This is a genomic window from Kitasatospora sp. NBC_01250 (genome assembly GCF_036226465.1).
Classification (GTDB): Bacteria; Actinomycetota; Actinomycetes; order Streptomycetales; family Streptomycetaceae; genus Kitasatospora.
The window spans coordinates 1,013,368-1,040,233 of the sequence record NZ_CP108476.1 but is presented as its reverse complement, the minus strand read 5'-3'; the positions used below and the strand labels follow the sequence as shown (position 1 = coordinate 1,040,233).

Here is a 26,866-nt window from a genome sequence, read left to right as displayed (position 1 = left end):
CCGAGGCGGTCGCATGAGCACACCTGAACGCGGCGAGGGCGGCATCCCCGAACGCCTCTACGTGATCACCCGTGGCCGCAGCGGCCTGGCCGACCAGACCACGTTCGACCTGGTCACGCTGATCGTCGCGCGGGCCGAACCGACGCCGGCGATGCCGCCGGAGCACGCGGCGATCCTGCGGATCTGCGGTTCGCCGCTGTCCGTGGCCGAGATCTCCGCCTACCTGCGGCTGCCGGCCAGCGTGGTCACCGTGCTGCTGACCGACCTCCTCACCGAGGAGCGGATCGAGGCCCGCGCGTGCGTCCCGCAGGCGATCCTGCCCGAGCGCGCCCTGTTGGAGGCGGTGATCAGTGGACTACAGCGACTCTGAGCGGGTGCCCGACGGCACCGGGCCGGTGGCGGTGGCACCGCAGGGACCCGCCGTGGGGCCGCAGGACGAGGACCTGCTCCCGGACTCGGCCACCATGGCGGTCAAGGTCGTGATCGTGGGCGGCTTCGGCGTCGGCAAGACGACCCTGGTCGGCTCGGTGAGCGAGATCCGCCCGCTGACCACCGAGGAGACGATGACGCAGGCCGGGGAGGGCGTCGACGACCTCTCCGGGGTCGAGCGCAAGACCCGCACCACGGTCGCGATGGACTTCGGCCGGATCAGCATCAGCGAGGAGCTGGTGCTGTACGTCTTCGGCACGCCCGGGCAGGAGCGGTTCTGGTTCCTCTGGAACGGGCTGTTCGAGGGGGCCCTCGGCGCGGTCGTGCTGGTCGACACCCGTCGGCTGGAGGTCAGCTTCGACGTGATCGGGCGGCTGGAGGACCGCGGCGTGCCGTTCGTCGTCGCGGTGAACACCTTCCCCGAGTCCCCGAGTTATCCGACCGAGGAGCTGCGCACCGCCCTCGACCTGCCGGCGGAGGTGCCGATCGTCGCCTGCGACGCGCGGACCCGCGAATCCAGCCGGGACGTCCTGATGGCCCTGATGCACTACCTGTACACCCTCTCGGCCCCGCCCACGCGGTGACCGCGCCACCCTGGCCGGCACGCTCGACGACCGCCTCGCGCTGACCCCGGAGATACCGTGACCACCCCGTTTTCTGACGACGCTCCCCTCACCCCGCCGCCGGGCTGCCCCGCCCACGGGCTCGACGCCGCCGGGTACGACAGCGGGTTCGACCCAGGCTTCGACACCGACGGACTCGGCGTCGGCGGGTTCGCTGCCGACGGGTTCGCCGTCGCCGGACTCGCCGCAGGCGGAATCGAGACAGCCGGGCGCGGCGCAGGCGCCCTGCGGCGGCTCTACGGGCCCGAGGCCGAGGCCGACCCGGTGGGCCTGTACGAGAAGCTGCGGGCCGAGTACGGCGAGGTGGCGCCCGTGCTGCTGCACGGCGACCTGCCGGCCTGGCTGATCGTCGGCCACTCCGCGAACCTCACCGCGATGCGCACGCCCTCCCGGTTCTCCCGCGACTCGCGCCGCTGGCGGGCCTTCCAGGAGGGGCAGGTCGCCCCGGACTCCCCGCTGATGCCGGTGATCGCCTGGCAGCCGCTGTGCGTGTTCGCGGACGGCGAGGAGCACCGGAGGCTGCGCCAGGCGGTCACCGACAGCCTGAACCGCTTCGACCGGCGCGGGATCCGGCGCCACGTCACCCGCTTCACCGACCAGCTGGTCCAGGACTTCGGCCCCACCGGCCGGGCCGAGCTGGTCTCCCAGTTCGCCGAGCACCTGCCGATGCTGGTGATGACCCAACTGGTCGGCATGCCCGAGGAGTACGGCCCCCGGCTGGTGGAGGCGGCCCGGGACCTGATGAAGGGCACCGAGACGGCGATCGCGAGCAACGACTACGTGGTCGCCACGCTGCGCCGGATGATGGACCGCAAGCGGGTGGCGCCCGGCGCCGACCTGGTGTCCTGGCTGATGCAGCACAGCGCCGGGCTCAGCGACGACGAGGTGCTGGAGCACCTGCGGGTGGTGCTGCTCGCCGCCAACGAGACGACCGTCAACCTGATCGCGGACACCCTGAAGATGGTCCTCACCGACCAGCGGTTCCGGGCCCATCTGTCGGGCGGTCAGATGACCCTGTCCGAGGCGCTGGACCAGGTGCTGTGGGACTCCCCGCCGATGTCGCTGGTCGCGGGCCGCTGGGCCACCGGGGACACCGAGCTCGGCGGGCGGCGGATCAAGGAGGGCGACATGCTGCTGCTCGGCCTGGCGGCCGGCAACGCCGACCCGGTCGTCCGCCCCGACCTGTCGACGCCGCTGCACGGCAACCGCTCCCACCTGTCCTTCGGCAGCGGCCCGCACGAGTGCCCCGGCCAGGACATCGGCCGGGCGATCGCGGAGACCGGCATCGACATCCTGCTCACCCGGCTGCCGGACATCCAACTCGCCGTCGAGGAGGAGGAGCTGACCTACACCTCCGCCTGGATCTCCCGTCACCTGGCCGGGCTGCCGGTGCACTTCGAGCCGCGCACGCCCGACGAGGAGGAGCCGCCGCCGGCGCTCGGGGCGGACGCGCCCGCGCTGCCGCGGCTGCCGCAGGCCGCGCCGGGCGTCGCCGGGACCGTCGGCATCCCCCGGCAGCGGCGCGGCTGGTGGCGCACGCTGACCGGGCTGTTCCGCCGCTGACGGCGGCGCCCACCCCCCGGGGGGCGGGCCGTACGGTGGTCAGGGCTGGTCGTACCAGGAGAACGCGGCGATCCGCCAGCCCTCCGGGGTGCGGACGAACTGGAAGGTCTTGGTCCCCACCCCCTCGTACGGCTCGCCGTCCAGGGTCCCGGACTTGCGGTACTCGCCGAACCGGCAGGCGATGTCGCCCGCGATGTCGGTGCGCTCGGAGGTCTCCCACTCGGAGAACTCGACCAGCCGCCCCTCGCTCAGCAGCTGCCGGCGGGGCTCGATGAACTCCTCCACCGTGTAGACGGTGAAGTGCGCACCGGTGTTGACGATCACCCCGCTCGGCAGCATCAGCCGGCGGATCCGGTCCACGTCGGCGGACCGGCCGCCGCGGTTGTCAAAGGCGCCGAAGAACTCGGCAGTTGCCGCGTCTATCTCGATCTTGGACATGGCGGGACAGTAGCACCTGAGCCCGGAGCCCGGGGCGCAGCCGCGGCAGGGAGCCCGGCGGACGCGGCACTGGCCGGGCCGCCCCGCGCGGTGGGCGCGCGGCGCGGCCCCGCTCGCTCAGTCGGTGCGCCGGCCCAGCGGGAGCAGGTACTGCAGCGGCTGGTCCGTGGCGTCCAGGCCGAACAGCTCGTGGGCCAGGTCGTCGAGGAAGCCGGACAGCGGCACGCTGCGCAGGCCGAGCGCGGTCGCGGTGAGCAGCAGCGTCTGGGCGAGGTGACCGGCCTCCAGGAGGCCCAGGCGCAGCGCCCGCAGGCCGTAGCGGCCGCGCAGCAGGCCGAACTCCAGGTGCAGGCCCAGCACCGCGGGCACCTCGGCGATCCCCACCAGGTCGGGATCGCCGGCGGGGCGGGAGAAGTAGGAGGAGAGCGCGGTGAGTTCGTCGATGCTCGGGGCGGGGCCGATCGGTCGCAGCGCGCGCTGTTCGGGGACGCAGTCGTAGGTGCCGGCGGCCAGGCCCGGGACGTCCAGGGCGATCAGGCGCAGCCGGGCGGTGTAGAGCGCGCCGGCGCTCGGGTAGGGACGGTGCGCCGCGACGTAGCGGGTGCCGTCGGGCAGCAGCCGCTCGCTGTGGTGGCTCTCGGCGAGGGTGGACCAGAGCAGGGTGCCCAGTGTGTCGGCGGCCAGCGGTCCGGTCAACTGGCCGCGCGCGGTGACCCGTTCGGTGAGCGCCTGGTGCAGCGAGGACGTGGGCGGCGGGCCGGCGGGCAGCGCGACATCGCGCGGCCCGGGGCGGCCGAGCGCGGTCGACGCCTCCGGTGGCAGCAGTCGCAGCGCGCTGTCCTGGGGGCGGCCGGCCTGGAACTTGCTGCGTTCCAGGTACTGGTGGTCCGGGGCGCGGTGGCCCTCGGGGAAGAAGGAGGGCGGCTCGCCCGCGTCCAGCAGGGCGCGGGCCGCCAGCCGGCAGACGGCCCGCTCCTCGTCGGGGGTGATGCCGAGGCGGTTGAAGAGCATGTGCAGGTGGGAGGCCCACACCCACGGCTCGCGGACGGTGGCGGCGCGCACCCGCTCCGCCCAGCGGGTGAGCCAGGGGGCGGCCTGCTGCGCGGGGTCGGTCCAGAGGGCTTCGGCACGGCCCACCAGGGCCTGGTGCTGGAGCGCGAAGACGGAGTTGACCCGTGCGTGCACCGTGGCGCCCGGCAGCACCGGGACTTCGGTCACCCAGCGCCAGCCCGACGCCTGCCTGCGCAGCCACTGGGCGCCCGACAGCCGGTCCAGGCCGAGCGCGAGCGCGGTGGTCAGGGCCAGGTCGATGCCCAGCGCGAGGCGTTGGGAGGCGCCCGGCCCGGGTTCCAGCGCCAGCACCGCCACCCGGGAGGAGAGCGCGAACACCTCCTCGGCCTCCGGCAGCGCCGACTCGCCGCCGTAGCGCTCGGTTTCGGGGACGTAGGGCACCAGCCGCAGCTCGCCGTGGCTCGATTCCCAGGGGCCGTCTAGGGAGGGCAGCGCCTTGCCGAGCCGGCCCAGCGTGGCGGCCAGCTCGGCGGAGTCGGACCGGCTCAGGTCGCGCACCCGGATCCGCAGGTGCGGGCCGCCCTCGCCGTAGCGGATGAAGAACCAGGCCGAGGCCCGCCCCTCCGCGACCAGGCCGTCGAGCAGCGGGGCCAGTTCGGCGGTGAGGAAGCCGTCCACCGCCGCGGTACCGCTGTGCAGGTGGAGGTGGAAGCTGTCCCAGTCGGGCATGAGGGTCCTCGGTCTGTCGGCATCGCGGGGGCGGTCTGGGCGCTGGTGCGGTGGGGGCGGCGCAGGCTCAGGGGAACGGGTGCGGATGGATCGTCAATTCGTCGTAGCACAGCGGCCGTTCGGTGCGGCCGAGCCGGTGCGGGACCTCCAGCAGCCGGGGCAGTCCGCGGGTGCGGTGGTTGACGTGGCCGAAGGTCATCGGCAGCGAACCGGGCACGACGACCTTCGCGCTGTACAGGCCGAGTTGGTCGCGGATCCCGGGTTCGTCCTGGCGCACCGCGATCACCTCCAGGTCCAGCCCGGCCAGCCGCCGGACGGTGCGCTCCAGCAGCTCGGTCAGGTCGGGCACCGGCTCCGGGGCCCCGGGCCAGGCCTCGCGCCAGTCCAGTTCCGGCGTGTCGGCGAACAGGAAGGCCAGCCGCGACTGCGCCTCGGGCAGGGTGTTCACGCCGACGTGGTCCTCCAGGCCCAGGACCAGCTCCGGCTGCGTCAGCATCGGTCGCAGCCGCTCGGGCGCGTAGGGCTGCTCCTCGCTCTGCGAGCGGCGTGCGCAGGCGTGCACGGTGGTGACCACCTCGACCACCGCCGCCCGGATCGCGCTGCGCGGGTCGTGGTGGGCGCCGGCGGCGAGGAACACCCTTGGTGCCTCCGGGTGTTCGCCCTGGTAGCGGCAGACGGCGAGGACAGCCGGGATGCCGAAGTCGTTGGTGGCGTCCAGCAGGAGCAACTGGTAGCCGAGCAGTGCCGTGCGGTCGGCGAGCAGCCGCAGCCCGGGGTCGTCGGCGGGCAGCGTGATCCGGCGCAGCGGGGTGGCGGTGTACCAGGCCATCAGGAAGGCGTCCCGCTCGGCGACCTCGAACAGGCCGTACAGCACGGCCTCCTGGGGGCTGTTGCCGAGCCCGCAGCCGTTGGAGGACTCGTAGACGACACGCGGCCGGTCGGGGTCGGGGACGTCCCAGTAGGCCACGTGCTCGGGGACGGCCAGTGCGCGCTCCCGGGTCAGCGACCAGCCGTGCACCCAGTCCAGCTCCAGCTGCGGGGTGTAGGGGACGGTGCGGCTCGCCGGGTGGCCGTGGTAGGCGGGGTCGGGCAGGCCCAGCCGTGCCGGGTCCACCGCGCGGTCGGGGCCCAACTGCTCGTAGCAGGCGCGCAGGACGGTGCGGTGGCCGGTCGGGCGCATCCCGGTGTAGCGCTCCACGGCCTCGAAGAGCGCCACGCGTTCGCTGCTCTCGAAGTCGTCCGCACGGCCGTAGCCGCCGTCGTCCACCGCCCGGCCGTCGGTGGGGTAGGCGCTGGTCAGGCTGAACGCCGAGTCCTCGGTGCGGATCAGCCGGCGGACCGGGCCGAACCGGGTGTCGTACAGGGCGCCGCGCAAGCCGGCGGCGCCGGTACGGGAGTTGGGGCCGCGCAGTACCGTCGGGTCGGCCATCGGACGGGCGACGCGCGGCAGTTCGGCGTCCGCGGGGGCGTCGGCGGGCAGCGGGGCGCAGACCGGGCAGCCGCCGATCGGACGGATCCGGTGGGTGGACCAGGTGGCCCGGGCGCCGTGCAGTAGGTGAACGGTCGCGCCGGGGCGGTCCACGGCCGGGTCCGGTGGCGCATCCGGGTCGGCGAGCAGGTCGGCGGCCAGTGCCATGGCGGCCTCGTCGAGGGCCGGTGCGGCCGGCCCGGCGAGCGCCAACTGCGGGCTTTGCCAAGGCACCCGGCCGCCGGTGGTGGCCAGTCGCTGGTAGTCGGTGCAGCACAGACAGGCCGCCGCCCCCGGGCGCAGCACCGGGCCGATCACCGTCAGCGCGCCGTCGCGGCGCACCGGGACGTACAGCACGGAGTGCTGGAGCGCGTGCCGGCTCAACTCCTCGGCCAGGCCCAGGCTCCACTCCTCCAGCAGGACGACGGCCGAGCCCTCGGTGGCCGCGAGGGCAGCCGCACCGGTGAGGACGGGGAGGGCGGGCGGTGCGCTCATCGGGCGGCTCCGGGGGTGCGCAGGACGGTGAAGCCGCAGCTGTGCAGGGCGACGAGCACTGCCTGGGCGTCCGTGGCGGTGGCGGCATCGGTAGCGGCGGTTTCGGCGGCGGTGGCGGCATCGGTGGCGGTATCGGTGTCGACGGCGGTCTCGGGTGTCCAGGCGCTGGCGCGCAGGGTGGTGGCCCGGCGCAGGTCGGCGTGCAGGGCGGGCTCGCGGGTGGCGAGGTCCGCGAGCCAGCCGGTCGTCCAGCCCTCGTCCTCCCAGCCGGTCAGCTCCAGTCCGGCGACCGCGAGCGGGGCCGAGGCGCCACTGGGCAGCGACAGTCGGCGGGGCGCCGGGGCGAGACGTTCGCCGATGGTACGGGCGAGCGCGCCCAGCGCCGCGAAGGTGGCGGCGTCGCCGGGCGTCGCCTCGATCGCGTGGCCCAGTGGCCGGCCGGCCGCGCGGACGGTGGCGGAGTACACCGCAGTGTTGAGCTGACGGACTATCAGTTCGCTTTCTGTGTCGATGTATTCGACGAAGGTGCGCCACCAGTGCCGGGCCTGCGGGTGCGCTCCCCAGGACTCCGGGGGCAGCAGCTCGCCGGGGCGACCGTCGGCCGCGGTGCGCGCTGCCGCCCGGCGCAGCGCGCGACCCCAGGCGTGGCCCGCGCTCGCGCCGACCGTCACCTCGGACTCGCCGTCGCTCAGCCGAAGTTCGGCCGCCCGGCAGAGCGCGTCCAGCCGGGCCAGATCGGTGCGCGCGCCGGCCGCGAGGAGCGTGCCCCCGGGCTGCGCGCAGGTCACCATCGCGACGGGCAGCTGCGGCAGCGCGCCGGGCAGCGCCGGGGCGAGGACCCCGACCCGCTCGTCCCCGAGGGCGGTCACCCGGCGCAGCGCCTGCTCCAGGGTGGCTGGCTCGGGGAGCGGCCTGGCGCGGTCGGGGTCCAGCACCTGTGGGCCGAACCAGCTGCGGTGGTCGGCCCGCAGCGGGCGGGCGTCGGCGACCAGCGCCGCGGGCCGGTCCGGCAGCACCCGCTGGTCCTCGCCCTCGTGCGCGGGATCGGGCAGCCCGGCGACGGCGCAGAGCAGCTGCTGGGCGGCGGCCGCGGCCACCAGGGTGGTGAGGGTGCTCGGCGTGCCCGGCCCGGCGTCCGGCGTCAGGCCGAGTCGGGCCGTGAGTGCCGCGGCGTCGGCAGCGGCCTGCCCGGGGCTGCCGGGCGCCGTGACGAAGCCGCCGTCCGCCGTCGTCAGCGCCGCGACCGCGATCGGTCCGCCCGGTCCGTCCGACCCGCTTGGTCCGCCCGGTCCGTCCGCGAGCAGGAGCAGCCCGGCGGGCCCGGCGGCGAGGCTCGGCTCGGCCCCCGCGCGGCGCAGCGCCCGGGCGGCGGCCTGGGCGAAGGGGCCCGCCGGGTCGGCGGCCAGCACCCGCGGGCGGGCCGCCGCGATGGCCGCGGCCGCCGCGGTCGGGTCCGCCGCGGCGGCGCGCAGCCACGGCGAGGCGGCATCGCTGCGGACCACCAGCAGGTCGTGTGCGTGCAGTTGGTCGATCAGGGTGTTCAGCGCGGTGCGCAGCGGCGAACCGGCCGGGGCGCGCTCGGTCAGCGCGGCGTGGTCGCCGGTGCGCAGCGCCTGCTCCAGCAGCTGCCACAACGCGGGCAGCGCACGGCTGCCCTCCAGCGTGACCGCGGCGCGCCAGCCCCGCAGGTGCAGCCCGTCGCGCAGGGGAGTGACCGCGACACCCGGCCGCAGCTGCTGACCCGCCAGTGCGGCGACACCGTCGGTGGCGTCGTCCGTGGCGCTGGCGGCGTCGTCGTCCGTGGCGCCGTCGGTGGCGCCGTTCTCGGTGCCGTCCTCGGTACCGGGTTCGACCGTGGTGCTCACGAGGCGGCCTCGACGGCCGTGGCGACCTCGTCCAGCCGGTCGCGCCAGCGGTGTCCGGTGAGGACCGGCACGGCCTGGACCACCAGGTGGGCGGCCAGGTAGCGCTCCAGCGGCCGGACGTCGCAGATGGTGAAGAGCCGGTAGAGGCCGTTGGTGCAGGCGCGGTAGACCAGGTAGTCGGGGCGCCGGAACATCGACCCCTGCGGATCGGAGCGGCGCAGCAGCTGGTGGAACTCGCTGTACCGGGTGCGGAGGTCGGGGCTCCAGCGCTCCAGCTGGGCCGGATCGCCGGTGGCCGCCGCGCGCTCCTGGTACGCCGCCGGGCTCCCGTGCAACTCGGCGCCATCCTCCAGTCGGCGCTCCGCCAGCTGCCAGGCGTCGGCCGACCAGCGGGCCCAGGGCCGCTCGCGCTCCAGCAGGTCCCCGGCGGCGATCCGCTCGACCAGGGCGGTCACCGCCTCCCGCGAGTCCTGCCAGCGCTGCTCGAAGGCCTGCCGCAGCCGGCCGTCCTGGTCGTCGTGGACCAGGAAGTCCTCCAGGTGCGAGACGTAGGAGTAGTGGCCGCCCACCAGCGAGTCGGGATGCGCGGCGGCGTGCGCGGCGAGCGCCGACACCAGCAGCTGGATCCGGGCGGTGCTGCCGTCGCCGTGCTCGCCGAGGAACTCCGAGCCCGCGCGCAGGGCCGGCAGGCCCAGGCGCAGCAGGTCGTCGCGCAGGGCGGCGCCGTCGGGGCCGAGAAGGGTGCGCAGCGCCGTGCGGTCGACGCGTTCGATCCGGACGGTGTTGTCGGGCACCACCGGGCTGTAGGGCGGGGGGATCAGCTCGATGCTGCCCGCCTGCGCGGCCTCGGCGAGCAGCTCGGCCTCGCTGCGGTCGCTGCGCGAGGGGTGCGCGTGCAGCCAGCCGCGCAGTGTGCTCGCGCCCTGCTCGGCCGCGGCGGCCACCTGCTCGGGCGGGCCGTCGATCCGCAGCCGCAGGTGCGGGCCGTGCAGCCAGTGCCGTTCCACCTGGACGGTCAGCCCCTGCGCCGCGTACCGCTCGGCGAGCGGCAGGACCGCCTCGCGCAGCAACGGGCCCTTGACCGGCTGGTGGTAGTAGGCGACCAGGTCGCGGGCGCTCTCGTCGGACACGGGTGACTCCTGCTCGCGGCGATCGGGACGGCGGGTCGTGGTGGGGCCGGGTACGGTCACGACGGTAGCCCGGTGGGCCGGCCGGCGCGGTAGGTCTCGGCCACCAACTCGACCGCCCGGGTGGGCCGGTGCTGCCCGCCGGGTGCGGGCAGCGCCTCCTCCAGCACCACGCCGTGCGGGTTGCGGGCCAGCCAGCGGCCCAGGCAGCGCAGGTGCAGGGCATTGCCGAGGTCGACGAACTGCGGCTTGGGCTGGCGCAGTCGAGTGAGCAGATCGTCGGCGGTCCAGCCCGTCGAGGCGGCCGGGGCCGGGCGCAGGAAGAGCTGCTCGGGCAGGTCGAGCCGGGCGCGCCAGCGGGCGGTGGTCGCCACCGGCACCTCGCGGCCGGCGCCCAGCTCGGCGCCGAGCGCCGCGACCGCCTCGGCGGGCAGCTGCCAGCGACGCCGCTGCAGCACCAGGTGGCGGTAGGTCAGCCGGGGCGTGCGGACCACCTGGGCGCCGCCGGGTGCGGTCAGCACGGCCTGCGGGAGCAGCGCGCGGAAGTCGACGACGCCGTGCGGCTGGTCGGACAGCAGGGGGGCCAGCCGCTGCGGCAGCATGACGGGGGCCAGGAAGCCCGCGTACACCACCTCCAGCCACTCGCCCGTGTCGCGCAGCCGCAGCCGCACCTGGTCGCCGGCCGGGTCGTGGACCAGCTCCAGATCGGCCTCGCCGATCGATGCCCAGCGCCGGTCGGGGCCGATCTCGTCGGGGAGCAGCCGCGGGTGCAGGTTGGCGTTGAAGCCGCCGACCGGCCGGACCTGGGCGGCCCGCACCCCGGGGCCCAGCCCCCGGCGGATCTGCCGGGCGACCTCGGTGGTGGCGCCGGGTTCCAGCGCGTCCAGGAACCGGCTGGTGAACCGGCCCCAGCCGCCGTACACCTGGTTGACGCAGAGCCGCTCGCCGTCGCTGTCGCGCTGGACGAAGTAGGAGTAGCTGAGCGGGCGTTCCAGTGCCCAGGCCGGCAGTCGGGCGCCGAGCCCCTGGACCAGGCCGGTGGGCAGCTCGACGTTGCGCAGGCCGTCGTCCGCCGTCCGCCCGCCGCGGAGAGCGGCTCGCACGCTGGTCCGCAGGTCGGCCAACTCGGCAAGGCTGTCGGGGAATTCACCGGGCTGCCGGACCAGGAGCGGCAGTTGCCAGGCCTGCTCCCAGGCCGCGGTCACCTCGGCGCCGAACTCCCACAGGTGCGGACAGCTGCCACCCACCCCGTAGCGGGCCACGAAGCGGTCGCGGACGATCCGGCGGACCACGTGGCCGGTGTCGAACAACTCGGCGAGCGGCGTCAGTTCGGTGAGCGCCTCGGTGTCCGCGGTGCTGAGCTGCCCGTCCAGGCGCAGCGCCCGCGGTGCCACCACGTCCTCGGACAGCACGCTCAGCGCGGCGCCCTGAGCCAGCACCGGGCGGCCCGCCCGGTCCAGCACCTCGGTCCAGCGCGTCTCCAGATCGGCGAGCGCGGCCGGTCGGCGGTCGGCGGCCAGCTGGGCGAAGCGTGCGGTGGTCCGGGCGATCTCCTCGATCCGGTCGGCGAGTTCGGTGTCCTCCGGCCAGGACCGCAGCCACTGCGCCAGCCGGGTCAGGGGCTCGCCCTCCTGGGGGTCCAGCGGCTCGCTGGGGAGCAGCAGGCCGGCCTCGGTCAGTCGCGCCAGGAAGCCGGCGGCCGCCGCGCCGTTCGGCGGACCGGCCAGGGCGGCGCTCAGTCGCTGCGTCAACTCGTCGAGTGCGGCTGGGGTGTGGCTCTGCTCGGTGACGAAGGAGAGCGGCCCGGTGGCGGCCAGCGCGACCTCGTCCTCGGAGCTGATCAGGAACCGGCCGCCGGCGAACTCCAGCCGGCTGCGGGCGTAGGCCGCCTGCCCGTCGCTGATCCGCGCGGTGCTGGTGATCCGGTGCGGCAGCCCGGCGCGTCGGCGCGGGGAGTCCAGCAGGGCCTGGCTGAGCGCGCTGACCAGCGCCCGGTTGACCTTCACCACCGCGGTCAGCGGGCCGGTGGCCAACTCGGTGCTGGCGTATTCCGGTTGGCCCGGTCCGGTGGGCGCGGCGGTCAGCAGGCCCCAGCCGACGGCGGTGAACCAGGAGAGCGGACTGGTCTTGGTGCTGGCCCGCAGGGCGTACCGCAGCACCCCGGGCTCCTCCTTGCGGGCCCGCTTGTCGGTGCTGCCCGCCCCGGCGCGCTCGACGGCCCGCAGCAGGTCGCCGCTGGTCAGCGCGACCGCCCTGGCCAGCGCGGGCTCCCGGCAGAGCGCCGCCAGCGCCTCGCGCTCGGCGGCCAAGGCGCGGGCGGCGGTGGTGTCCGTGGTGGCGAGCAGCTCCTCCTGCCGCCGGCGCAGCGCCAGCCAGGCGGCCAGCTCGGGCACCCGCGCGGGCAGCTCGCCGAGGCGCTGCAGCAGCGCGGGGCGGGGCTCGCGCCCCTGGTGCAGCGAGCGCCGCAGCGGCAGCACCACCTCGTGGTGGAAGTCCTGCGGGTGGCCGGCCGCACTGGCGTACAGGGCGTCGCCCAGCAGTGGCCGCAGCTCGGCCAACTCACGTTCGATCTGGGTCAGTTCGGATGCCTCGGCGCGGAACGCCGTGGCTCGGGGGTGCTCGGCGGGGTGGCACAGCACGGTGGCGCGCACCAGGGCGTACGGTGCGCGGTGAACGGCGTAGCCGACCGCCCGGCGGGCCGGCTCCGTGGCGTACGTGGTCATCACACCCCTCCTTCGTTCGTGCCGGGTTCGCTGCGCCCTCGGGGCACCCGGTGGTGGCCGGGTGCCCCGAGGAGGCTGTCAGCTGTCGGACCGTGACGGCGAGGTCAGGCCGTGGGGTACGGGTGGTTCTGCTGCGCACAGGACGAGGAGCCCTGGCAGGAGCTGGAACCCCACGACGCGCCGCCCTCGGGCAGTGCGGCGCTGTCGCGCAGCGAGGTGACGGTGAGGTCGCTCAGGTCGAGGTCCTGCAGCTCGAAGCTCGGGGTCTCGTGGAGGTCGGACATGGTGGATCTCCTTCCGGTTGGGGCGGTGGACCGGGGACCTACCCCGGGGTGGAACCGATCAAGCGCTGATCGAGAGCGACTTTAAGCCGGAATGCACCGGCCCTTCTGCCCCGATATGCCTGGCGCCGACACTGCTTGAACGAGCGTCAGATACTGCTTCAGGTCAGGCCGCTGTCGCACGGTATGTCCGTGGACTGGCGCCGCGATGACGCGCCGCTGACACGGCGGCAGCACGGATCTCCCGGCACGGGTGGGGTGTTCACGAACGCTGCGGCCAGGGTGTGATCCGCTGCCCGACCGGGAGGTTCTGCCATGACCAGTAGGTTCACCGAGCTCGCGATCGACTGCACCGACCCCGACGCTCTCGCGCGGTTCTGGTGCTCGGTCCTCGACTACGAGGCGCGAGAGGAAGACGAGGACGGAGTCGTCACCATCGGCCCGCCGGTGACGCCCGGGGCCGGGAGCCAGCGCGGCCCGGTGCCGCCGACCTTGACCTTCGCGCGGGTGCCCGAGGGCAGGACTGTCAAGAACAGGCTCCACATCGACCTCTCCCCGGCCGACCGGGAGCAGGACGAGGAGGTCGGCCGCCTGCTCGCGCTGGGCGCGCGGACCGCTTACGTCGGCCAGGGCGACGAGAGCTGGGTGGTCCTCGTCGACCCCAACACACCTGACTACCAGTTCTGCTGAGCATACCGGCACGTCAGAGAACGCAAGAGGCCCCGCACAGTCGGAGAGACCGCACGGGGCATCGTCGTACATGGGGCCTACCGGACCAGGGCCCGAACTTCCGCGCTCAGTCCCATTCGATCCGCTGGCCCTCGGCGCTGACGATTATCCGCAGCCGCTCGCCCGTGGGCTCACCCGCGACGCGCCACCGGGTGATGAGTTCGGCAACGGAGTCCCAGAGCCGGACCGGCCCGCCCTGCCGGACCAGCCACCGGCCCCCGTCCTCGAACACCACGGCCCATGACCCGCCGTCCACGTCTACCAACACGTGCTCGGTGCGTCCGTTCCGAGGCATGGCGAAGTACTGCGCCGTGGACGCTGCGAACTGCGCCACGAACCGCGCTGCCCACTGGTCGAGCACGTCAGCGCCGATGCCCGCCGGACGGGCCTCGCCCTGGTCGAGCGGGGGCAGCATGCCGAGCGGCGGGGGCGTGTGGGGGCGGGCGAGCATGAATGACACACCGCCGCCGAGCACCGGACCGGTTGCCGTGCCGTCCTCGGCCACCGTGAGCCGCACCAGCTCAGAAGCATTCATCCAGCCGCCCACGGTCACCAGGATCTCGCCACCCGGCCGGGTCTGCGCGATCCAGTCGGCTGGAACGGTCCGGACTCCGCATGTGGCGATGATTCGGTCATACGGCGCTCCCTTGGCGTGACCGGCGAGCCCGTCACCGGTCACCAGTTCGGGCCAGTACCCGAGTCCGCCGAGTGCCACGGACGCCCGCGCCGACACGTCCGCGTCCACCTCGATCGACGTCACCTGGTCGTCGCCAAGGACGTGCGTCAGCAACGCAGTTGAGTATCCGGTGCCGGTTCCCACCTCCAGCACGGACATGCCGGACTGCACCCGCAGGTCTTCGAGCATCCGGACCACCAGGCCGGGCAGCGTCGAAGACGACGTCGGCACCTGCGCCAACCGGCCCTCGACCTGCCGGGGCACCACGCAGCCGGCGAGCTGCGTCACCAACGTGTCGTCCTCGTACACGCGGCCGATCAGCTCGGGCGACCTCTCCAGCGACACGGGCCGATACCACCCGTCGCCGTCGTACTCGAACCAGCCGTCCCGTAGGAACGCCTCACGCGGGACAGCCAGCACCGCCGCTTCCCACTCGGCGGTCAGGATCACCTCCGCTTCCTTGAGCTGTGCGGCCAGCACCGCCCGCAGCCCTTCGGACTCGCTCACTCGTTTACTCCGTTCTCCAGAAGATCGGCGATGGCGGACGTGATCGGCAGGCCCGCCGCGTGCTCCAACCACGCCCATTGACCGTTCGGGTTGCACTCCAGGAACCACCATTCACCCTCAGGGGTCACGGCGAAGTCGAACGCCCCGAAGCGCAGACCGAACTCACCGAGGAACCGGAGCAGAGCGGCCCGAACCGGCTCGGGGCATACCACGGGTTCGTAACTCAGGTTCCGGTACTCGCTGCGCCAGTCGACCACCCCGGGAGGTGCGGTGATCAGCGCACAGAACACCCTCCCCCCGACCACCACGGCGCGCACGTCGCCGGACTTCGGCACCTGCGCCTGAAAGAGATGGGCGCAGTTGCTCACGGCGTCGGTGATCTCCCCCGGCTCGACCGGTGCCGCCCAGATACCGGCGGGTTCACCGTCCACGTGGTAAGCCCCGGCGTGCAAGGGCTTGTAGATCGTGGGTTGCGCGGCGGCGAACAGCTTCGCTTCGGCCGGGTTGTTGGTGATCAGTGTCGCCGGGACCAGCAACCCGAGCCCGGAGGCGAGGGAAAGTTGCGCGGGCTTGTACTCGGCGCGGGCGATGGCCTGCGGGTGGCTCAGGTAGAGACAGCCCGGAAGCACGCCGAGCACTCCGTTGAGCCCCCGACGGTTCTCCTGTGCGGCGAACCGGTCGGCTTGGTGCTCGCTGTCAGGGGTGTACGGGTTCGGCCGCCGGTGATAAAGCGCACGGACGCGGGAGAGATCGGCGGTCCGCTTGCCTACCGTGAGACTTCCCGACCAGCCGTCAGCCGTGATCGAGGCGGCCAGCGTCGCGCGGGTCGGGAAGTCACGTCCGGGGTCGAATCGGAGGACGGGCACCCGGCGCCGGTTCAACTCCGCTATGACCAGATCGGCGGTCGGGTCCTCGGTTTCGGTGGAGACCAGCACCGGGCGTCCGTCCATGGCGTTACCTCCTAGTCCTGCGTCGCGTCGTGGCCGGAGTCTCCGTCAACCTTGCCGTCCTTGCCGACCTGGGTGGGCGGGTAGGTGCCGACGGACGTGCCGTGCTTGCCCAGCTCGGCGGGGGTCATGGTGCCGTCCTCGCCGAACCACAGGCCGGTCTGCGTCGCGGGGTGCAACCCCGCGTACTGCCACTGCGACGGCTCACCGTTGCGCAGCGGCGCCATACGCCCCATGCCCCACGGGGCGACGGGAGCGAGTTCGGTAGCGGTGCTCAACTTTCCTCCTACGTCTCGGTGTTGCTCGGAGGTGCGAAAAACCCACCTTGCCCGCTCCGGTCTGTTGCCGGGTGCGAACAGGCAATGTGGGGTTGGGCCCCGTCCCGGCGGGGGTGTTGACCCTTCCCCGCCCGCCGGAACGGGAGTTCATGGGATGCGGCTACCCGCGCCCGAGGGGACGTGCCTTACGGAGCGGGGCCGACTCGCCGGGGACCGTCCAGCCGAGCGGGAACAGCACCGGTTCACCGGGGAACAGCACGGCCCACTCGGCGGTCATGACACCGCCCCATCGGCCGCAGGTCAGGCACCGCCAAACCGGGCCGCCCGGACCACTCTGCAGGGCACCGGGTTCTGTGGTCGTCTCGACCGTGTGTCCGGCGCCCTCGGGGCACTTGTGCATCTCCGCTCCATGCCGTGATTCGTCTGTGCCCCGCCCCGATTGTCCGGGCCGTCCAATTCCCGTCACCGGGACGGGGGCTGTACTTCCTCCGGCGGCGCAGGCGGCCGGGGCATGAGGGGCGGGCCGGGCTGTCAGGCCGCCAGGTGGATGCCGTTCTGGTGCGCGTCCGGGTTGGTGACCCTGTCCCGACGGGCGAAGCGCGCACGGACGGCCGCCATGTCAACGTGCCAAGCACGGTGGGTGGGCTCGGTCCTCCGGCTGTCCCGCTTGGCCATCGCGGCCACTGCCTTGCCGTGCAGGGTCGATATGCAGTCGGCGCAGGCGAGCAGCCCGGCCGTGATTCCGCCGGCTGCGGTCACCGGGCCGAGCCAGAGCACGCGAACCGAGGTGCGCCCGCAGTAGAGCCAGTAGTCCCCGGCCGCCCACGGGTTCCCGTCGTTGGCCTCGGGCGGCTCCGGCAGCCGTCCCGCGCCGATATCGGCCAGCGTGGGCAGCACCTCGGCAGCGAGGGTCACGGCGGATCTCCGGGACGAACGTGGCGAACCGTGACCCGTAACCGGGATCGCCGGGCGGCCCGTCTTCGGCGCCACCAGGTTTCCCAGTCTCCGCCGTACACGATGCCGAGCATGGCGACCGCCAGGGCGAAGAACCACCACACCCAGCCGCGCGGTGTACGGGTCGAGCTTGGCGAGGGCGAGCACCAGAGCGGCGGGTCCGAGAGCAACCGCCACGGCCAGGGCACCGGTCACGATGCTTGGGCGTTTCACTGCTGTCCCTCCGATCAGCGCCGGACTGTGTGATTCACCAGTACAGGGCTGCCGTTCGCCCTTGGACAGAGCAGGGATGACGCATCCGTGTGGCATCCATGTCTCAGAGTCTCTGCATCGAGTGCTCTGACCTGCTAGAACGGGTAGTCAGAGACCGGGAGGCGGCATGGCAGAGCGGCGCAGGGCCCTTGTTGAAAGGCGAAAGGCCCTTGGATTCACTCAGGAGTCCTTGGCTCAGGATCTGGGTGTGGATCGCTCTACTGTGGCGAGATGGGAAAGCGGAAAGGTAGACCCCCAGGATTGGCAGCGCCCGACCCTGGCCAAGGTCTTGCGAGTCACGCTAATTGAGCTTGACTCTCTCCTGCACACCGCAGCGGCTCCGAAGATCTCACGGGACGAAAGTGTCCCCGTCATTACGCTGGAATATGACGATGAGATCGAAGCGTTGGAGCTCGCGCGCAGGGTGTCTGCCAGCGACGTGGGCAAGGAAACGCTTGAACGCCTTGAGCTGACTTTTCATGACCTGGCAATCAAATATCCGACCGTAGCCCCCCAGGAACTCCTGGGACAGGTGCGGAAATATGCACTCTATGTAGCCAAGCTCATGGACGCAAAAAAGACTCTCGCCGAACATCGGCAGCTACTCGTGATAGGCGGCTGGTTCTCTCTTCTTGGCGCAACTCTGCACATTGATCTCAATCAGCAAGACGCAGCAACGGCGAGACTGCGAACGGCGATGACTCTAGCTCAGCATGCCGAGAATTCAGAAATTCAGGCTTGGTGCTTTGAAACTGATGCTTGGCGGGTTCTCACTGACGGCGACTACTCCAAAGCGGCAGAACTTAGCGAGACTGCGCAACAGTTGGCGCCCGTCGGAAGCTCGGTTGAAATCCAGTCACTTGCGCAGCAGGGGCGAGCATTTGCACGATTGGGATATTCCGCCGAGACCTATTCCGCAATAGATCGAGTGCAAGCACTTTCCGCTGCGCTAGGCACTCCAAATCGGCCAGAACATCATTTCCAATACGATCCAGCCAAGTCACTCGCTTATGCGGCGACCACGCTTGCATGGCTCGGCGATCCGGCAGCCGAAGCGTATGCGCGGGAAGTTATTTCGCGGCTCTCGCCCTCGGAGGACGTTAGCAAATGGCCTCGCCGGGTGGCATCCGCCAATATCGACCTGGCGCTCTCCCTGGTGGCCACTAATCGATTGGATGAAGCATGCAATTCGGCACAGCGCGCTATGCTATCTGGTCGAGTCGCGCCATCCAACCATTGGCGCGCCCTCGAAGTCGTCAAAGCAGTAGAAGTGCGAAAGATTTCCGATGCGCGAGACCTCAGAGAAGTCTATGAAGGAATGCGCCTGCAGATAGCACCGTCGAGCGATTGACAGAGCGAACGCAAAAATGGCCCCGCCCAGACCCTCGGCGAAGATGAGTTCCTTGCCGTGCTCGCGCGCCCAGTTGGCGAGGGCGTACATGTGCCCCATGGACCGGATGGCACGGTCGAACCGCCAGAACACAAGCGCGTCGTACGCCTGCGGGTTGCTGAGCCAGCGGGGAAGTTGCGGGCGCTCCCACGGGGACGTCTTGGACGCGCTGACGTCAAGGTCCACCGCTTCGCGCAGCGCGTCACCCTGCCGAACGTGACCTGCAACTCTCCAGCTACGTGGTCGCACGCCTCCCGCTGACGCTCGGGGCTGGTGGTCTCGTCCGTCAGGACGGACAGTCGGATGCACCGGACGCCCCGAAGGGTCTCGGTGAACACAGTGCCGGAGAGTGGGTTGCGCGCATCTTCCATGTCCCACTTGGGGAGCGCGCCTTGCCGCTGACCAGCTTCCGGGCCCTTGACCAGCACAGATGCCGCTGCCATCTCTCACACTCCAGAACATCCAGTTCTGTGTGCCGGGAGATCCGGAGGGGAACGAGTTCTGCGTCCTCGCGGGCCGGCGGACGTGACCGCCCTGCAACTGCCAGCCGAGAGCTTCGACGCCGTGGTGGCGCTGTACTCGCTCATCCACATCCCGCTCGCGGAACAGCCGGGGCTCCTCGGGCGGATCGCGGCCTGGCTGCGGCCCGGCGCCTGCTGCTCTGCACCACCGGGCGCCGGGCGTGGACCGGCACCGACGAGAACTGGCTCGGTGGCGGCGCGGCGATGTGGTGGAGCCACCCGGACGCCGCCACCAGCCGGGGCTGGCTGGTGGACGCCGGGCTGGAGCTCGTCGGCGAGGAGTACGTTCCGGAGGGCGACGGGGGGCACGCGCTCTTCTGGGGCCCGTCGGCCACCAGGGTGAACCGGAGGGAAACAGTGCGGGTCGAGCCGACCGCTCCCTGCCCCTCGCGCCGCGCGGGTGCGCCCACCCGGTATGACGTCGCGGGTTGTGGTGAGGGAGCATGCCGCTATGGATATCCACACGCTCGTCCGCACCCGCCGCGCCCTGCACGCCGTCGCCGAGCTGGTGCTGGCCGGCCCGCAGTACCGCGCCAGTGGCACGATCAGGCTGCGCGCCGCCCTCGGGGGCTTCGCCACCACCGCCGAGCCGCATGTGCAGGTCGTCGGTGCGGAGCTGGTGGCGGCCGGTGAGCGGCTCTTCCTGGAGTGGACCACCTGTGCCGCCCTCGGGGCTGCGATCGGGGTGAGCCCCGGTGCGCCGGCCGGGCTCTACCAGGACGGCTCGGGTGCCGCGCCGCACGACCCGATCGAGGTCGATCCGCAGGCCGCACAGCAGATCGTGCAGGCCTTCGCGGTCGGCGACGCTGCGCTGCGCCGGCTCTTCCCGCAGGCCGAGCCGGTGATCTGGCCCGAGCACTTCGACATCGCGGTGACCGTGGCGGAGGTCAACTACGGCGTCTCGCCGGGGGACGCCTTCCAGGCCGAGCCGTACGCCTATGTCGGCCCGCACGCCGTGCCGCAGGGGCCGTTCTGGAACGCACCGTTCGGCGCGGCGGTCACGCTGCGCGAGCTCGGCGGCGTGGACGGCGTGGTGGCCTTCTTCGAGCAGGGGCGCGAGCTGCTGGCCTGACCACCACACACGCCCCGCCCCCGCCCGCGCCCCGCCCGCGCCTCAGCCGAAGGGGCCACCGGCGGCGAAGGCCAGCGCGGCGAAGCGCTCGCCGATGCGGTGGTGGGCGGCGGCGTCCGGGTGGAGCTCGTCGGGCAGCGGCAGCTCGGCGTAGTCGGCCTCGCCGTACAGCTCCCGGCCGTCGAGGTAGTGCAGGTTCGGGTCCTCGGCCGAGCGCTGCGCCACGATCCGGGCCAGCTCCTCCCGGATGACGCCCAGGGCCAGCTTGCCGCTCGCGCGCTCCGCCGGATCGCCCGCGGCCCGGAACCGCAGCTGCCCGCCGGCGAGCGCGCTGAAGTCGGGGAGGCTGGGGCCGGGCGTCTCCTCGTGGATGGGGCACAGGACGGCGGAGACGACCAGCAGCGGCGTATCGGGGTGGCCCTCGCGGATGGTGTCCAGGAAGCCGTGCACCGCGGGGGTGAAGGCGCGCAGGCGCATCAGGTCGGTGTTCACCAGGTTGATGCCGAGCTTGACGCTGATCAGGTCGGCGGGGGTGTCGCGCAGGGCGCGGGCGGTGAACGGGTCGAGCAGGGCGCTGCCGCCGAAGCCCAGGTTGATCAGCTCCGCACCGGCGGCCGAGGCGGCCAGCGCGGGCCAGGTGGTGGTGGGGCTCGGGGCGCCCGAGCCGTGGCTGATCGAGCTGCCGTGGTGCAGCCACACCGGGCGGCCCCGGTGCGGTGCGGGCTCGACGGGGGCGTCGGTGCGCAGCGCGAGCAGCTCGGTGGTCTCGTTGTGCGGCAGCCAGATCTCGACGTCCTTGGCGTCCGCGGGCAGGCCGGTGAAGCGCAGCGTGCCGGGCGCGCCGGGCCGGTGCTCGGCGCTGCCGGTGGTCATGTCGATGGTCAGGGTGTTGCCGCTGTCGACGCTGCCCTGTCCGCTGAGCCGGCCGTCGACGAGCAGGTCGTAGACGCCCTGCGGGCGGGGCGGGGCGCCGACGTAGACCTGCTTGGTGGGCAGCGTGTCCAGCTCGACGGTGGTGGCCCGGGTGCGGAAGACCAGCCGGACGCCGGAGGGCTGGGCCTCGGCCATCGCGAGCTGCCCGTCGGTGCACTGGGCGCGGGCTCGGGCGGGCAGCCGGTGCGGGAGGACGCCGTGAGCGGTGTGTTCCAGGTCGAGGGCGCCGCGCAGGAGGTCGGCGGTGACGGGAGTGGTGATCCAGCCGGGCGTGCCGGTGGGCAGGGACATGGGGCTCAGCCTGTCGTTCGTGGTGGTGGTCGTGCATGGTGGTCGGGCGTGCTGGTGATCGGGTCGGCCGGGCCGGGTTCAGGCCGCGGGCCAGTTGCGCAGCAGCGCGTCCATCGCGTCCAGTACCCGGTTCCAGCTCTCCTGGCTGTCGGGGGCGCTGTGGCTGAAGCCGCCGCCCAGCTCCAGGCTGACGTAGCCGTGGAAGACGCTGCCCAGCAGCCGGACGGCGTGCGTCTGGTCGGGTTCGGTCAGGTCGTAGCCGCGCAGGAGCGCCCGGGTCATCTGGGAGTGCCGTACACCGGCGCTGTCGGCGGCGGTCTGCGCGTCGAGCCGGTACTGGGTGGCGGCGTAGCGGCCGGGGTGCTCGCGGGCGTAGTCGCGGTAGACGTTGGCCAGGGCGGTCAGCGCGTCCTTTCCGGCCCGTCCGGCGAGCGCGTCGGCGGCCCGGTCGGCGAGCTCCTCCAGGGCGAGCAGGGCGATCCTGGTCTTCAGGTCGTGGGAGTTCCTGACGTGCGAGTAGAGACTCGCGACCTTGACGTCGAACCGTCTGGCGAGTTCCGAGACGGTCACCTGGTCGAAGCCGACCTCGTCGGCCAGTTCCGCTCCCGCCTGGGTCAGGCGTTCCGGGGTGAGTCCTACGCGTGCCATAGCCTGCCTCTCAATCGACGTGCCGATTATGCATTTGCCTAAAGCTTTTAGGCAAATTAGCCTGCGTTGTATGAAGCCACTGACCGAGCAAGAGATCCGTGCCGCCTTCGTCAACTGCACCAAGGGTGAGGTGAAGCGGCTGGCCGTCCCGCGTGACCTGGCCGAGCGCCCCTGGGACGATCTGGACTACCTCGGCTGGCGAGATCCACAGGCGCCGGACCGCGCCTATCTCGTCGCCGAGCTGGACGGCGGGCCGCAGGCCGTCGCGCTGCGCTGCCCGAGCCCGGCCGGCTGGCAGATGCGGCGCAGCATGTGCTCCTTCTGCCTGACCGCCCACACCGGCGGTGTCTCCCTGATGGTGGCCCGCAAGTCGGGCAAGGCCGGGCAGCAGGGCAACTCGGTGGGCGGCTACATCTGCAACGACCTCGCCTGCTCGCTGTACGTGCGGGGCAAGAAGGAGGCGGGCGCCGGGGCGCGGCTGCACGAGTCGCTCACCCTGGAGGAGAAGATCCAGCGCACCGTGGCCAACCTCGCGGCGTTCATCGAGAAGGTGACCGCCTGAGCCGAGGGCCGGCTCGGCGGCCCGGAAAAACTGCTGTGGATATGGCTGGAATTCGCAGCAGCTGAAGTGGAGATGCCGCTCTACCGTGACCGGACAACTGTGCTGTCCCGGAACGGAGTTGAGTGACATGACCATGTTCACCAGATCCCGCACCGACGCCCTGGTCGCCGCCTGGCTCAGCGGCGCCGAGGGCGTCGACGGCCTGGCCAACCCGGCCGGCCCGCTCTACGTCGGCGGCGCCGCCGCCGAGGCCGCGCTCGCCGAGTCCTACGAAGGCATCCTCACCCACTGCAGCAGCTGTAGCGCCTCGCTGCACAGCTACTGCTGCTGACCAGGCAGTACGAGGGCGGCGCCCCCGCGGTCCCGCACCGCGGGAGCGCCGCCCGTCAGGAGACCAGGGCCGGACCGGGCCCTGGCCGAGGACCGCCCGGAGAGGACGCACCATGACGCAGGAGGCCGTCGCCGCGCCGCTGGAGGAGGGCTGGTTCGCCGAGCCCGTGCAGGCGCTGGCCGCCCCGCTGCTCACCGAGCTGGAACACCGGCTCGCGGAGCTGACCGGCCTGGCCACCGGCGAACGGCAGGTGCTGGCCACCGCCTTGCGCACCAGCCTGTCGCGCTCCCTCCAGCTGAAACTGAACCGGGTCCTCCTGCTGGAGCTGCGGGCCGCGGCGCTGGCCGGTGAGCTGGCGGGCGCGGACGAGGCGCAGCGCTGGCACAGCTTCCTGCGGCGCGCCAGCACCGTCGACTACCTGGACGGGCTGCGCGAACGCTACCCCGTGCTGCACGAGCGGGTCCGCGCGGCGGGGCGCCTGCAACTGGACGCCGGACTCACCATGGCCCGGCGCCTGGTGGCCGACCGGGCGGCGCTCGGCGAGCTGCTGGGCGCGCCCGCCGGGCCGCTGCTCGACCTCGAACCCGGCGCCGGCGACCAGCACCGGGGCGGGCACGCGGTGGCCCGGCTGCGGTTCGAGGGCGGCACGGTGATGTACAAACCCCGCTCGCTGCAGGTCGACGCGGCGCTGCGGGACCTGCTCACCGCGGTGCTCCCGGCCGGGCAGGCCGCACCGATCCGGGTGCCCACCGTGCTGACCCGGCTGGACCCGGGCGGCGAGCCGTACGGCTGGGCCGCCCACGTCGAGCACGTGTACTGCGCGAGCGAGGCCGAACTCGCCCTGTTCTACTGCAACCTCGGCCACTGGCTGGCCGTCATGCGGCTGGTCGGCGGCACCGACCTGCACGCCGAGAACCTGCTCGCGCACGGTCCGGTGCCGGTGGTGGTCGACGCCGAGAGCCTGTTCACCCCTGATCCGCCCACCGAACCCAGCGGCCGTGGCGACGCGGTCGACCTGGCCGCCCGCACCGTGCGCAGCACCGTGCTGCGCACCGGCATCCTGCCGCTGCGCCTGGACGGTTACACGCTGGCCGGGGTCGACCTCTCGGCGGCCGGCGGCCTGCCGGGTCAGCAGCCGCGGATCCCGATGCCGGTGATCGTGGACGGCGGGCGGGACAGCGCCCGGATGGAGCTGACCGCCGTCGAGGTCCGGGCCTCGCGCAACCACCCGAGCCCCGCGCCGGTGCTGGCCCGGCACTGGCAGCAGGTCCTGGGCGGCTTCGAGGAGTTGACCGCGCGACTGCGCCGACTCGACGACCAGGGCGAACTGCGCCGCGTGCTCGGTGCCTTCGAGGGCTGCGAGGTGCGGCTGATCCGCCGCCCCACCCAGGCGTACATGGAGATCGGCCGGATGCTCTGGCACCCGGCCTCCTTGCACGATCCGGCCGCCGCGCTGACCCGGGCCAGGGACATCCTGGCCCGCAACGCGCAGGGCAACCCGGTCGCACCCCGGCAGGCCGCCGAGATCGAGGCGGAGATCGACGACCTGCTGCTCGGCGACGTCCCGGTCTTCAGCATGCTGGTGGATCCGGCCACCCTGGCGGCCGCGCTGACCGACTGGCGCGCGGCCGACCTCGCCCTGGAGCAGGAGGTGATCCGCGGCGCCCTGGTCGGCGCCTACCTGAACGAGCGCCAACTGCCCGCGCGGACACCGAAACCGGCCACCGCACCGCACCTGCGCCGGGCCGAGGAGCGCCGCCGGCGGCTGGCCGCCGAGGCGGTCCGCACCATCGGCGCCGCTGCCGTGCGCGGCCGCGACGGCACGGCCACCTGGATCAGCCCGGTACTCACCGATGTCGGCTGGGCGATCCGCCCGCTGACCGCCGACCTCTACAGCGGGCAGGGCGGCGTCGTCCTCGCGCTGGCCCAGTACCGGCAGGAACAGGCCGCCGGCCGGGCCGACGAGGTGGCGGGGCTCGACGAGCTGCTGCGGGGCGCCCTGCGGGTGCTCGCCGCCACCGAGGACCAGGTGCCCACCCGGCAGATCGGCGGCTTCACCGGCCTCGCCTCCCAGCTGTGGACCTGGTCGACGCTGCACGAAGTCCTCGGGGAGGGCTGGCTGCTGGAGCGCGCGCAGGCCAGGGCCGCACTGCTGGACGCGGAGCGGATCGGCCAGGACCGGGCACTGGACGTGCTCGGCGGCGCGGCCGGCGCCGTCGTGCCGCTGCTGGGGCTCGCCGCGGCCACCGGGGCGCAGCGCTGGCTGGCGGCCGCCGCCGAGGCGGGCCGGCACCTGGAGCGGACGGCCGTGCTGGACGAGCGCGGAGCGCGCTGGCCCACCGCGCTCTTCCCGGCGGCGGTGGGCGGCTTCGCGCACGGCGCCACCGGCATGGGCTGGGCGCTCACCAGGCTCGCACTCAGCCCGGCCGGAACGCCGGCGGATCGCGAGCGCTGGCGTCAACTCGCCGACCGGGCACTCGACTTCGAACGATCGCTGTACTCGCGGGAGGCGGCCGCCTGGGCCGACCTGCGGGAGACCAGCGGGGTGGACCACGCCACCGCCTGGTGCCACGGTGCCACCGGCATCGGGCTGGCCGCCGCGGACCTCCACCGGCGCACCGGGGATCCGGCCCACCTGGAGACCGCCCGCCGGGCCGGCCCGGCCGCGCTGCGCGAGGGCTTCGGCTGGACCCACACGCTGTGCCACGGGGACCTGGGGCTGTGGGAGCTGCTCGCGGCGCTGCGCGCCTGCCATCCCTCGGCCGTGCCCCCGGTGCACCAGGACCGCGGTGCCGCCGACGCCGAGTTGCTCAGCGGCCTGGAGGAGCACGGCGCGATCGGCGGACTGGCCCGCGAGGCGTTCTCGCCGGGTCTGCTGCCTGGACTGGCCGGTGTGGTCCACCTGTTGCTGCGGATGCACCCCGAACAGCGGCTGGCCTCCCCGTTGCTGCTCGGCCGCGCGGGGGAGTGATCGGAGCCGCTGCACGCGGGGGCCTACCCGCCAGGAGACCGGCGGGTAGGCGCGAGCCCTGCGACACGCCCTCGGGCGTGGGCGGTCAGCGGGGGAGGGCCTGGTACAGCCCGCGGCCGGTGCGCTGCGCGCGGGAGGCCTTCACCAGGCGCTCCAGCGCGGTGCGGATCGCGTTGACGCTGCCGGGGGTGGACTCGCGCCCCAGGCCCTGGGCGACGTCACCGGCCCGCACGGGCTGCTCGGCGCCGGCCAGGAACTCCAGGATGCCGTCGGTGAGTCCGGGCGCGCGCTTCTTCGCCGCCTCGGCCGGCGCGGGCGCCGTGCCCTTGCGCGGCTTCGACGCGCGCCGCGCCCGACGCGGGGCCTCGGCCGCCGCCGGCTCGGCGACCGCCTGGGGGGCGGTCTCCGGCGCCGCCGCCGGGGCGACCTCGGGTGCGGTCTCCGGCGCGGTCTCCTGCGCCGGGGCGGGCACCGCGGCCGCTGCCTTCGCCGATGTCTTCTTCGCCGCTGCCTTCGTCGACGTCTTCGCCGGCGCCTTGGTCGCGGCCGACCCCTTGGCCGGGGAAGTCCTGCGGGTGCGACCCGTCTTCGCGACGGCGGCCCGGCGTGCGGTCTTCGGTGCGCTCTTCGCCGGCGCCTCGTCGGTGCCCTCGGCCGCCGTCGGCTCCGGAACCTCGGTGGGCGCGGGTGCCTGGACCGCGATCGTCTCCGTGGCGGGCGTCTTCTGCGCCGGCACGGTGGGGGCCTGCTGCGCGGCGGGGGCAGGCGCCGGGGCGAGCGACTGCAGGCTGCTGAGGGCGCTGCGAACCGCGCCGAGGCGGTCCGTCACCTCCGCCAACTGCCGTTCCAGCGTGCCTTGTTGCTCCTCCAGGCGGGGGAGCTCGGACTGCAGCAGGGCGATGGTGGACGCGACGCTGCTGTGACTGTTGAACGTGGTAGCCACGAATTCCTCGCTTATTCCGGGTGTGGGAAGTGCTCGTGATGGTCTCCATGAGCCGTACGGTGCATTTGCCTTCTTTCCATCCCCGGTAAACGTGAATGCGTATGAAGTC

Annotated in this window: 24 protein-coding genes and 1 pseudogene; 10 read left to right on the top strand and 15 right to left on the bottom strand. The window is 73.2% G+C overall.

Translation table 11 applies throughout. From position 1 onward, the window contains the following. Positions 1–13: 13 nt before the first annotated feature. The 3 genes from OG500_RS04705 (at position 14) to OG500_RS04695 (ending at position 2,615) form a co-directional block, all read left to right on the top strand. Positions 14–370, top strand: a complete 357-nt coding sequence (locus OG500_RS04705; protein WP_327065075.1) for a DUF742 domain-containing protein — start codon at positions 14–16, stop codon at positions 368–370. Between the two features lie 25 nt (positions 371–395). Further along, on the top strand, positions 396–1,013 hold the full coding sequence (locus OG500_RS04700; protein ID WP_327071447.1) for a GTP-binding protein: 618 nt from the start codon (positions 396–398) through the stop codon (positions 1,011–1,013). Between the two features lie 234 nt (positions 1,014–1,247). Continuing rightward, positions 1,248–2,615, top strand: coding sequence for a cytochrome P450 (locus tag OG500_RS04695; protein WP_329587412.1), 1,368 nt, complete (start codon positions 1,248–1,250; stop codon positions 2,613–2,615). Positions 2,616–2,654: 39 nt separating this feature from the next. On the opposite strand, the gene OG500_RS04690 is transcribed toward OG500_RS04695, so the two are convergent. From OG500_RS04690 to OG500_RS04660, 7 genes are all read right to left on the bottom strand, one after another. Further along, positions 2,655–3,053: a nuclear transport factor 2 family protein gene (locus OG500_RS04690; protein WP_327065074.1), complete on the bottom strand. Its 399-nt coding sequence runs from the start codon at positions 3,051–3,053 to the stop codon at positions 2,655–2,657. A gap of 117 nt (positions 3,054–3,170) precedes the next feature. Continuing rightward, positions 3,171–4,793, bottom strand: a complete 1,623-nt coding sequence (locus OG500_RS04685) for a thiopeptide-type bacteriocin biosynthesis protein (protein WP_327065073.1) — start codon at positions 4,791–4,793, stop codon at positions 3,171–3,173. A 67-nt stretch (positions 4,794–4,860) separates the two neighbouring features. Continuing rightward, entirely contained in the window at positions 4,861–6,756 is a 1,896-nt protein-coding gene (locus OG500_RS04680; protein ID WP_327065072.1) for a TOMM precursor leader peptide-binding protein, read from the bottom strand. Further along, positions 6,753–8,621: a hypothetical protein gene (locus tag OG500_RS04675; RefSeq protein ID WP_329576866.1), complete on the bottom strand. Its 1,869-nt coding sequence runs from the start codon at positions 8,619–8,621 to the stop codon at positions 6,753–6,755. The genes OG500_RS04680 and OG500_RS04675 overlap by 4 nt, the downstream gene beginning before the upstream one ends. Continuing rightward, entirely contained in the window at positions 8,618–9,751 is a 1,134-nt protein-coding gene (locus OG500_RS04670) for a lantibiotic dehydratase C-terminal domain-containing protein (protein WP_329576863.1), read from the bottom strand. The genes OG500_RS04675 and OG500_RS04670 overlap by 4 nt, the downstream gene beginning before the upstream one ends. A gap of 56 nt (positions 9,752–9,807) precedes the next feature. Then, positions 9,808–12,471: a lantibiotic dehydratase gene (locus OG500_RS04665; RefSeq protein ID WP_329576858.1), complete on the bottom strand. Its 2,664-nt coding sequence runs from the start codon at positions 12,469–12,471 to the stop codon at positions 9,808–9,810. Positions 12,472–12,575: 104 nt separating this feature from the next. Beyond that, positions 12,576–12,755, bottom strand: coding sequence for a thiazolylpeptide-type bacteriocin (locus OG500_RS04660; protein ID WP_327065068.1), 180 nt, complete (start codon positions 12,753–12,755; stop codon positions 12,576–12,578). 312 nt (positions 12,756–13,067) lie between these two features. Here OG500_RS04660 and OG500_RS04655 point away from each other — a divergent pair, with 312 nt between their 5' ends. Next, positions 13,068–13,442, top strand: coding sequence for a VOC family protein (locus tag OG500_RS04655; protein ID WP_329576854.1), 375 nt, complete (start codon positions 13,068–13,070; stop codon positions 13,440–13,442). 106 nt (positions 13,443–13,548) lie between these two features. Here OG500_RS04655 and tgmC read toward each other — a convergent pair whose 3' ends face one another. The 4 genes from tgmC to OG500_RS04635 all read right to left on the bottom strand — a co-directional run bounded on the left by tgmC (position 13,549) and on the right by OG500_RS04635 (position 16,804). Continuing rightward, a complete protein-coding gene (tgmC, locus tag OG500_RS04650; RefSeq protein ID WP_329576852.1) occupies positions 13,549–14,664 on the bottom strand; it encodes an ATP-grasp peptide maturase system methyltransferase in 1,116 nt (371 codons plus the stop codon). Further along, positions 14,661–15,614: an ATP-grasp ribosomal peptide maturase gene (tgmB, locus tag OG500_RS04645; protein ID WP_329576850.1), complete on the bottom strand. Its 954-nt coding sequence runs from the start codon at positions 15,612–15,614 to the stop codon at positions 14,661–14,663. Before tgmB ends, tgmC begins: the two co-directional genes overlap by 4 nt. 11 nt (positions 15,615–15,625) lie before the next feature. Next, the gene (gene tgmA, locus OG500_RS04640) at positions 15,626–15,889 is read right to left on the bottom strand and encodes a putative ATP-grasp-modified RiPP (protein ID WP_329576847.1); all 264 of its coding nucleotides are present in this window, start codon (positions 15,887–15,889) and stop codon (positions 15,626–15,628) included. 531 nt (positions 15,890–16,420) lie between these two features. Next, entirely contained in the window at positions 16,421–16,804 is a 384-nt protein-coding gene (locus OG500_RS04635) for a hypothetical protein (RefSeq protein WP_329576844.1), read from the bottom strand. Between the two features lie 418 nt (positions 16,805–17,222). On the opposite strand from OG500_RS04635, the gene OG500_RS04630 reads away from it, so the two are divergent. After that, positions 17,223–18,446 (top strand): helix-turn-helix transcriptional regulator, encoded by a 1,224-nt coding sequence (locus OG500_RS04630; protein ID WP_329576841.1) that lies wholly within the window; start codon positions 17,223–17,225, stop codon positions 18,444–18,446. Between the two features lie 18 nt (positions 18,447–18,464). On the opposite strand, the pseudogene OG500_RS04625 reads toward OG500_RS04630, so the two are convergent. After that, positions 18,465–18,856: pseudogene (locus tag OG500_RS04625) on the bottom strand (recombinase family protein); the annotation flags it as partial. A gap of 154 nt (positions 18,857–19,010) precedes the next feature. On the opposite strand from OG500_RS04625, the gene OG500_RS04620 reads away from it, so the two are divergent. Together OG500_RS04620 and OG500_RS04615 are read left to right on the top strand one after the other, a co-directional pair. Continuing rightward, entirely contained in the window at positions 19,011–19,349 is a 339-nt protein-coding gene (locus OG500_RS04620; RefSeq protein WP_329576838.1) for a class I SAM-dependent methyltransferase, read from the top strand. A 108-nt stretch (positions 19,350–19,457) separates the two neighbouring features. After that, positions 19,458–20,078: a hypothetical protein gene (locus OG500_RS04615; protein WP_329576835.1), complete on the top strand. Its 621-nt coding sequence runs from the start codon at positions 19,458–19,460 to the stop codon at positions 20,076–20,078. Between the two features lie 42 nt (positions 20,079–20,120). Here the strand turns inward: OG500_RS04615 and OG500_RS04610 are convergent, their stop codons facing one another. Both OG500_RS04610 and OG500_RS04605 read right to left on the bottom strand, forming a co-directional pair. After that, a complete protein-coding gene (locus OG500_RS04610) occupies positions 20,121–21,302 on the bottom strand; it encodes a GDSL-type esterase/lipase family protein (protein ID WP_327065062.1) in 1,182 nt (393 codons plus the stop codon). A 78-nt stretch (positions 21,303–21,380) separates the two neighbouring features. Continuing rightward, on the bottom strand, positions 21,381–21,950 hold the full coding sequence (locus OG500_RS04605; RefSeq protein ID WP_329576829.1) for a TetR/AcrR family transcriptional regulator: 570 nt from the start codon (positions 21,948–21,950) through the stop codon (positions 21,381–21,383). 70 nt (positions 21,951–22,020) lie between these two features. Here OG500_RS04605 and OG500_RS04600 point away from each other — a divergent pair, with 70 nt between their 5' ends. The 3 genes from OG500_RS04600 to OG500_RS04590 all read left to right on the top strand — a co-directional run bounded on the left by OG500_RS04600 (position 22,021) and on the right by OG500_RS04590 (position 25,814). Beyond that, entirely contained in the window at positions 22,021–22,512 is a 492-nt protein-coding gene (locus tag OG500_RS04600) for an FBP domain-containing protein (protein ID WP_329576826.1), read from the top strand. A gap of 127 nt (positions 22,513–22,639) precedes the next feature. Next, positions 22,640–22,843: a DUF6229 family protein gene (locus OG500_RS04595; protein ID WP_327065059.1), complete on the top strand. Its 204-nt coding sequence runs from the start codon at positions 22,640–22,642 to the stop codon at positions 22,841–22,843. A 112-nt stretch (positions 22,844–22,955) separates the two neighbouring features. After that, positions 22,956–25,814, top strand: coding sequence for a type 2 lanthipeptide synthetase LanM family protein (locus OG500_RS04590; protein WP_329576823.1), 2,859 nt, complete (start codon positions 22,956–22,958; stop codon positions 25,812–25,814). A gap of 85 nt (positions 25,815–25,899) precedes the next feature. Here the strand turns inward: OG500_RS04590 and OG500_RS04585 are convergent, their stop codons facing one another. Beyond that, positions 25,900–26,757 carry a hypothetical protein gene (locus tag OG500_RS04585; RefSeq protein WP_329576821.1) on the bottom strand — a complete coding sequence of 286 codons (858 nt, stop codon included), beginning with the start codon at positions 26,755–26,757 and terminating at the stop codon, positions 25,900–25,902. Positions 26,758–26,866: the final 109 nt, after the last annotated feature.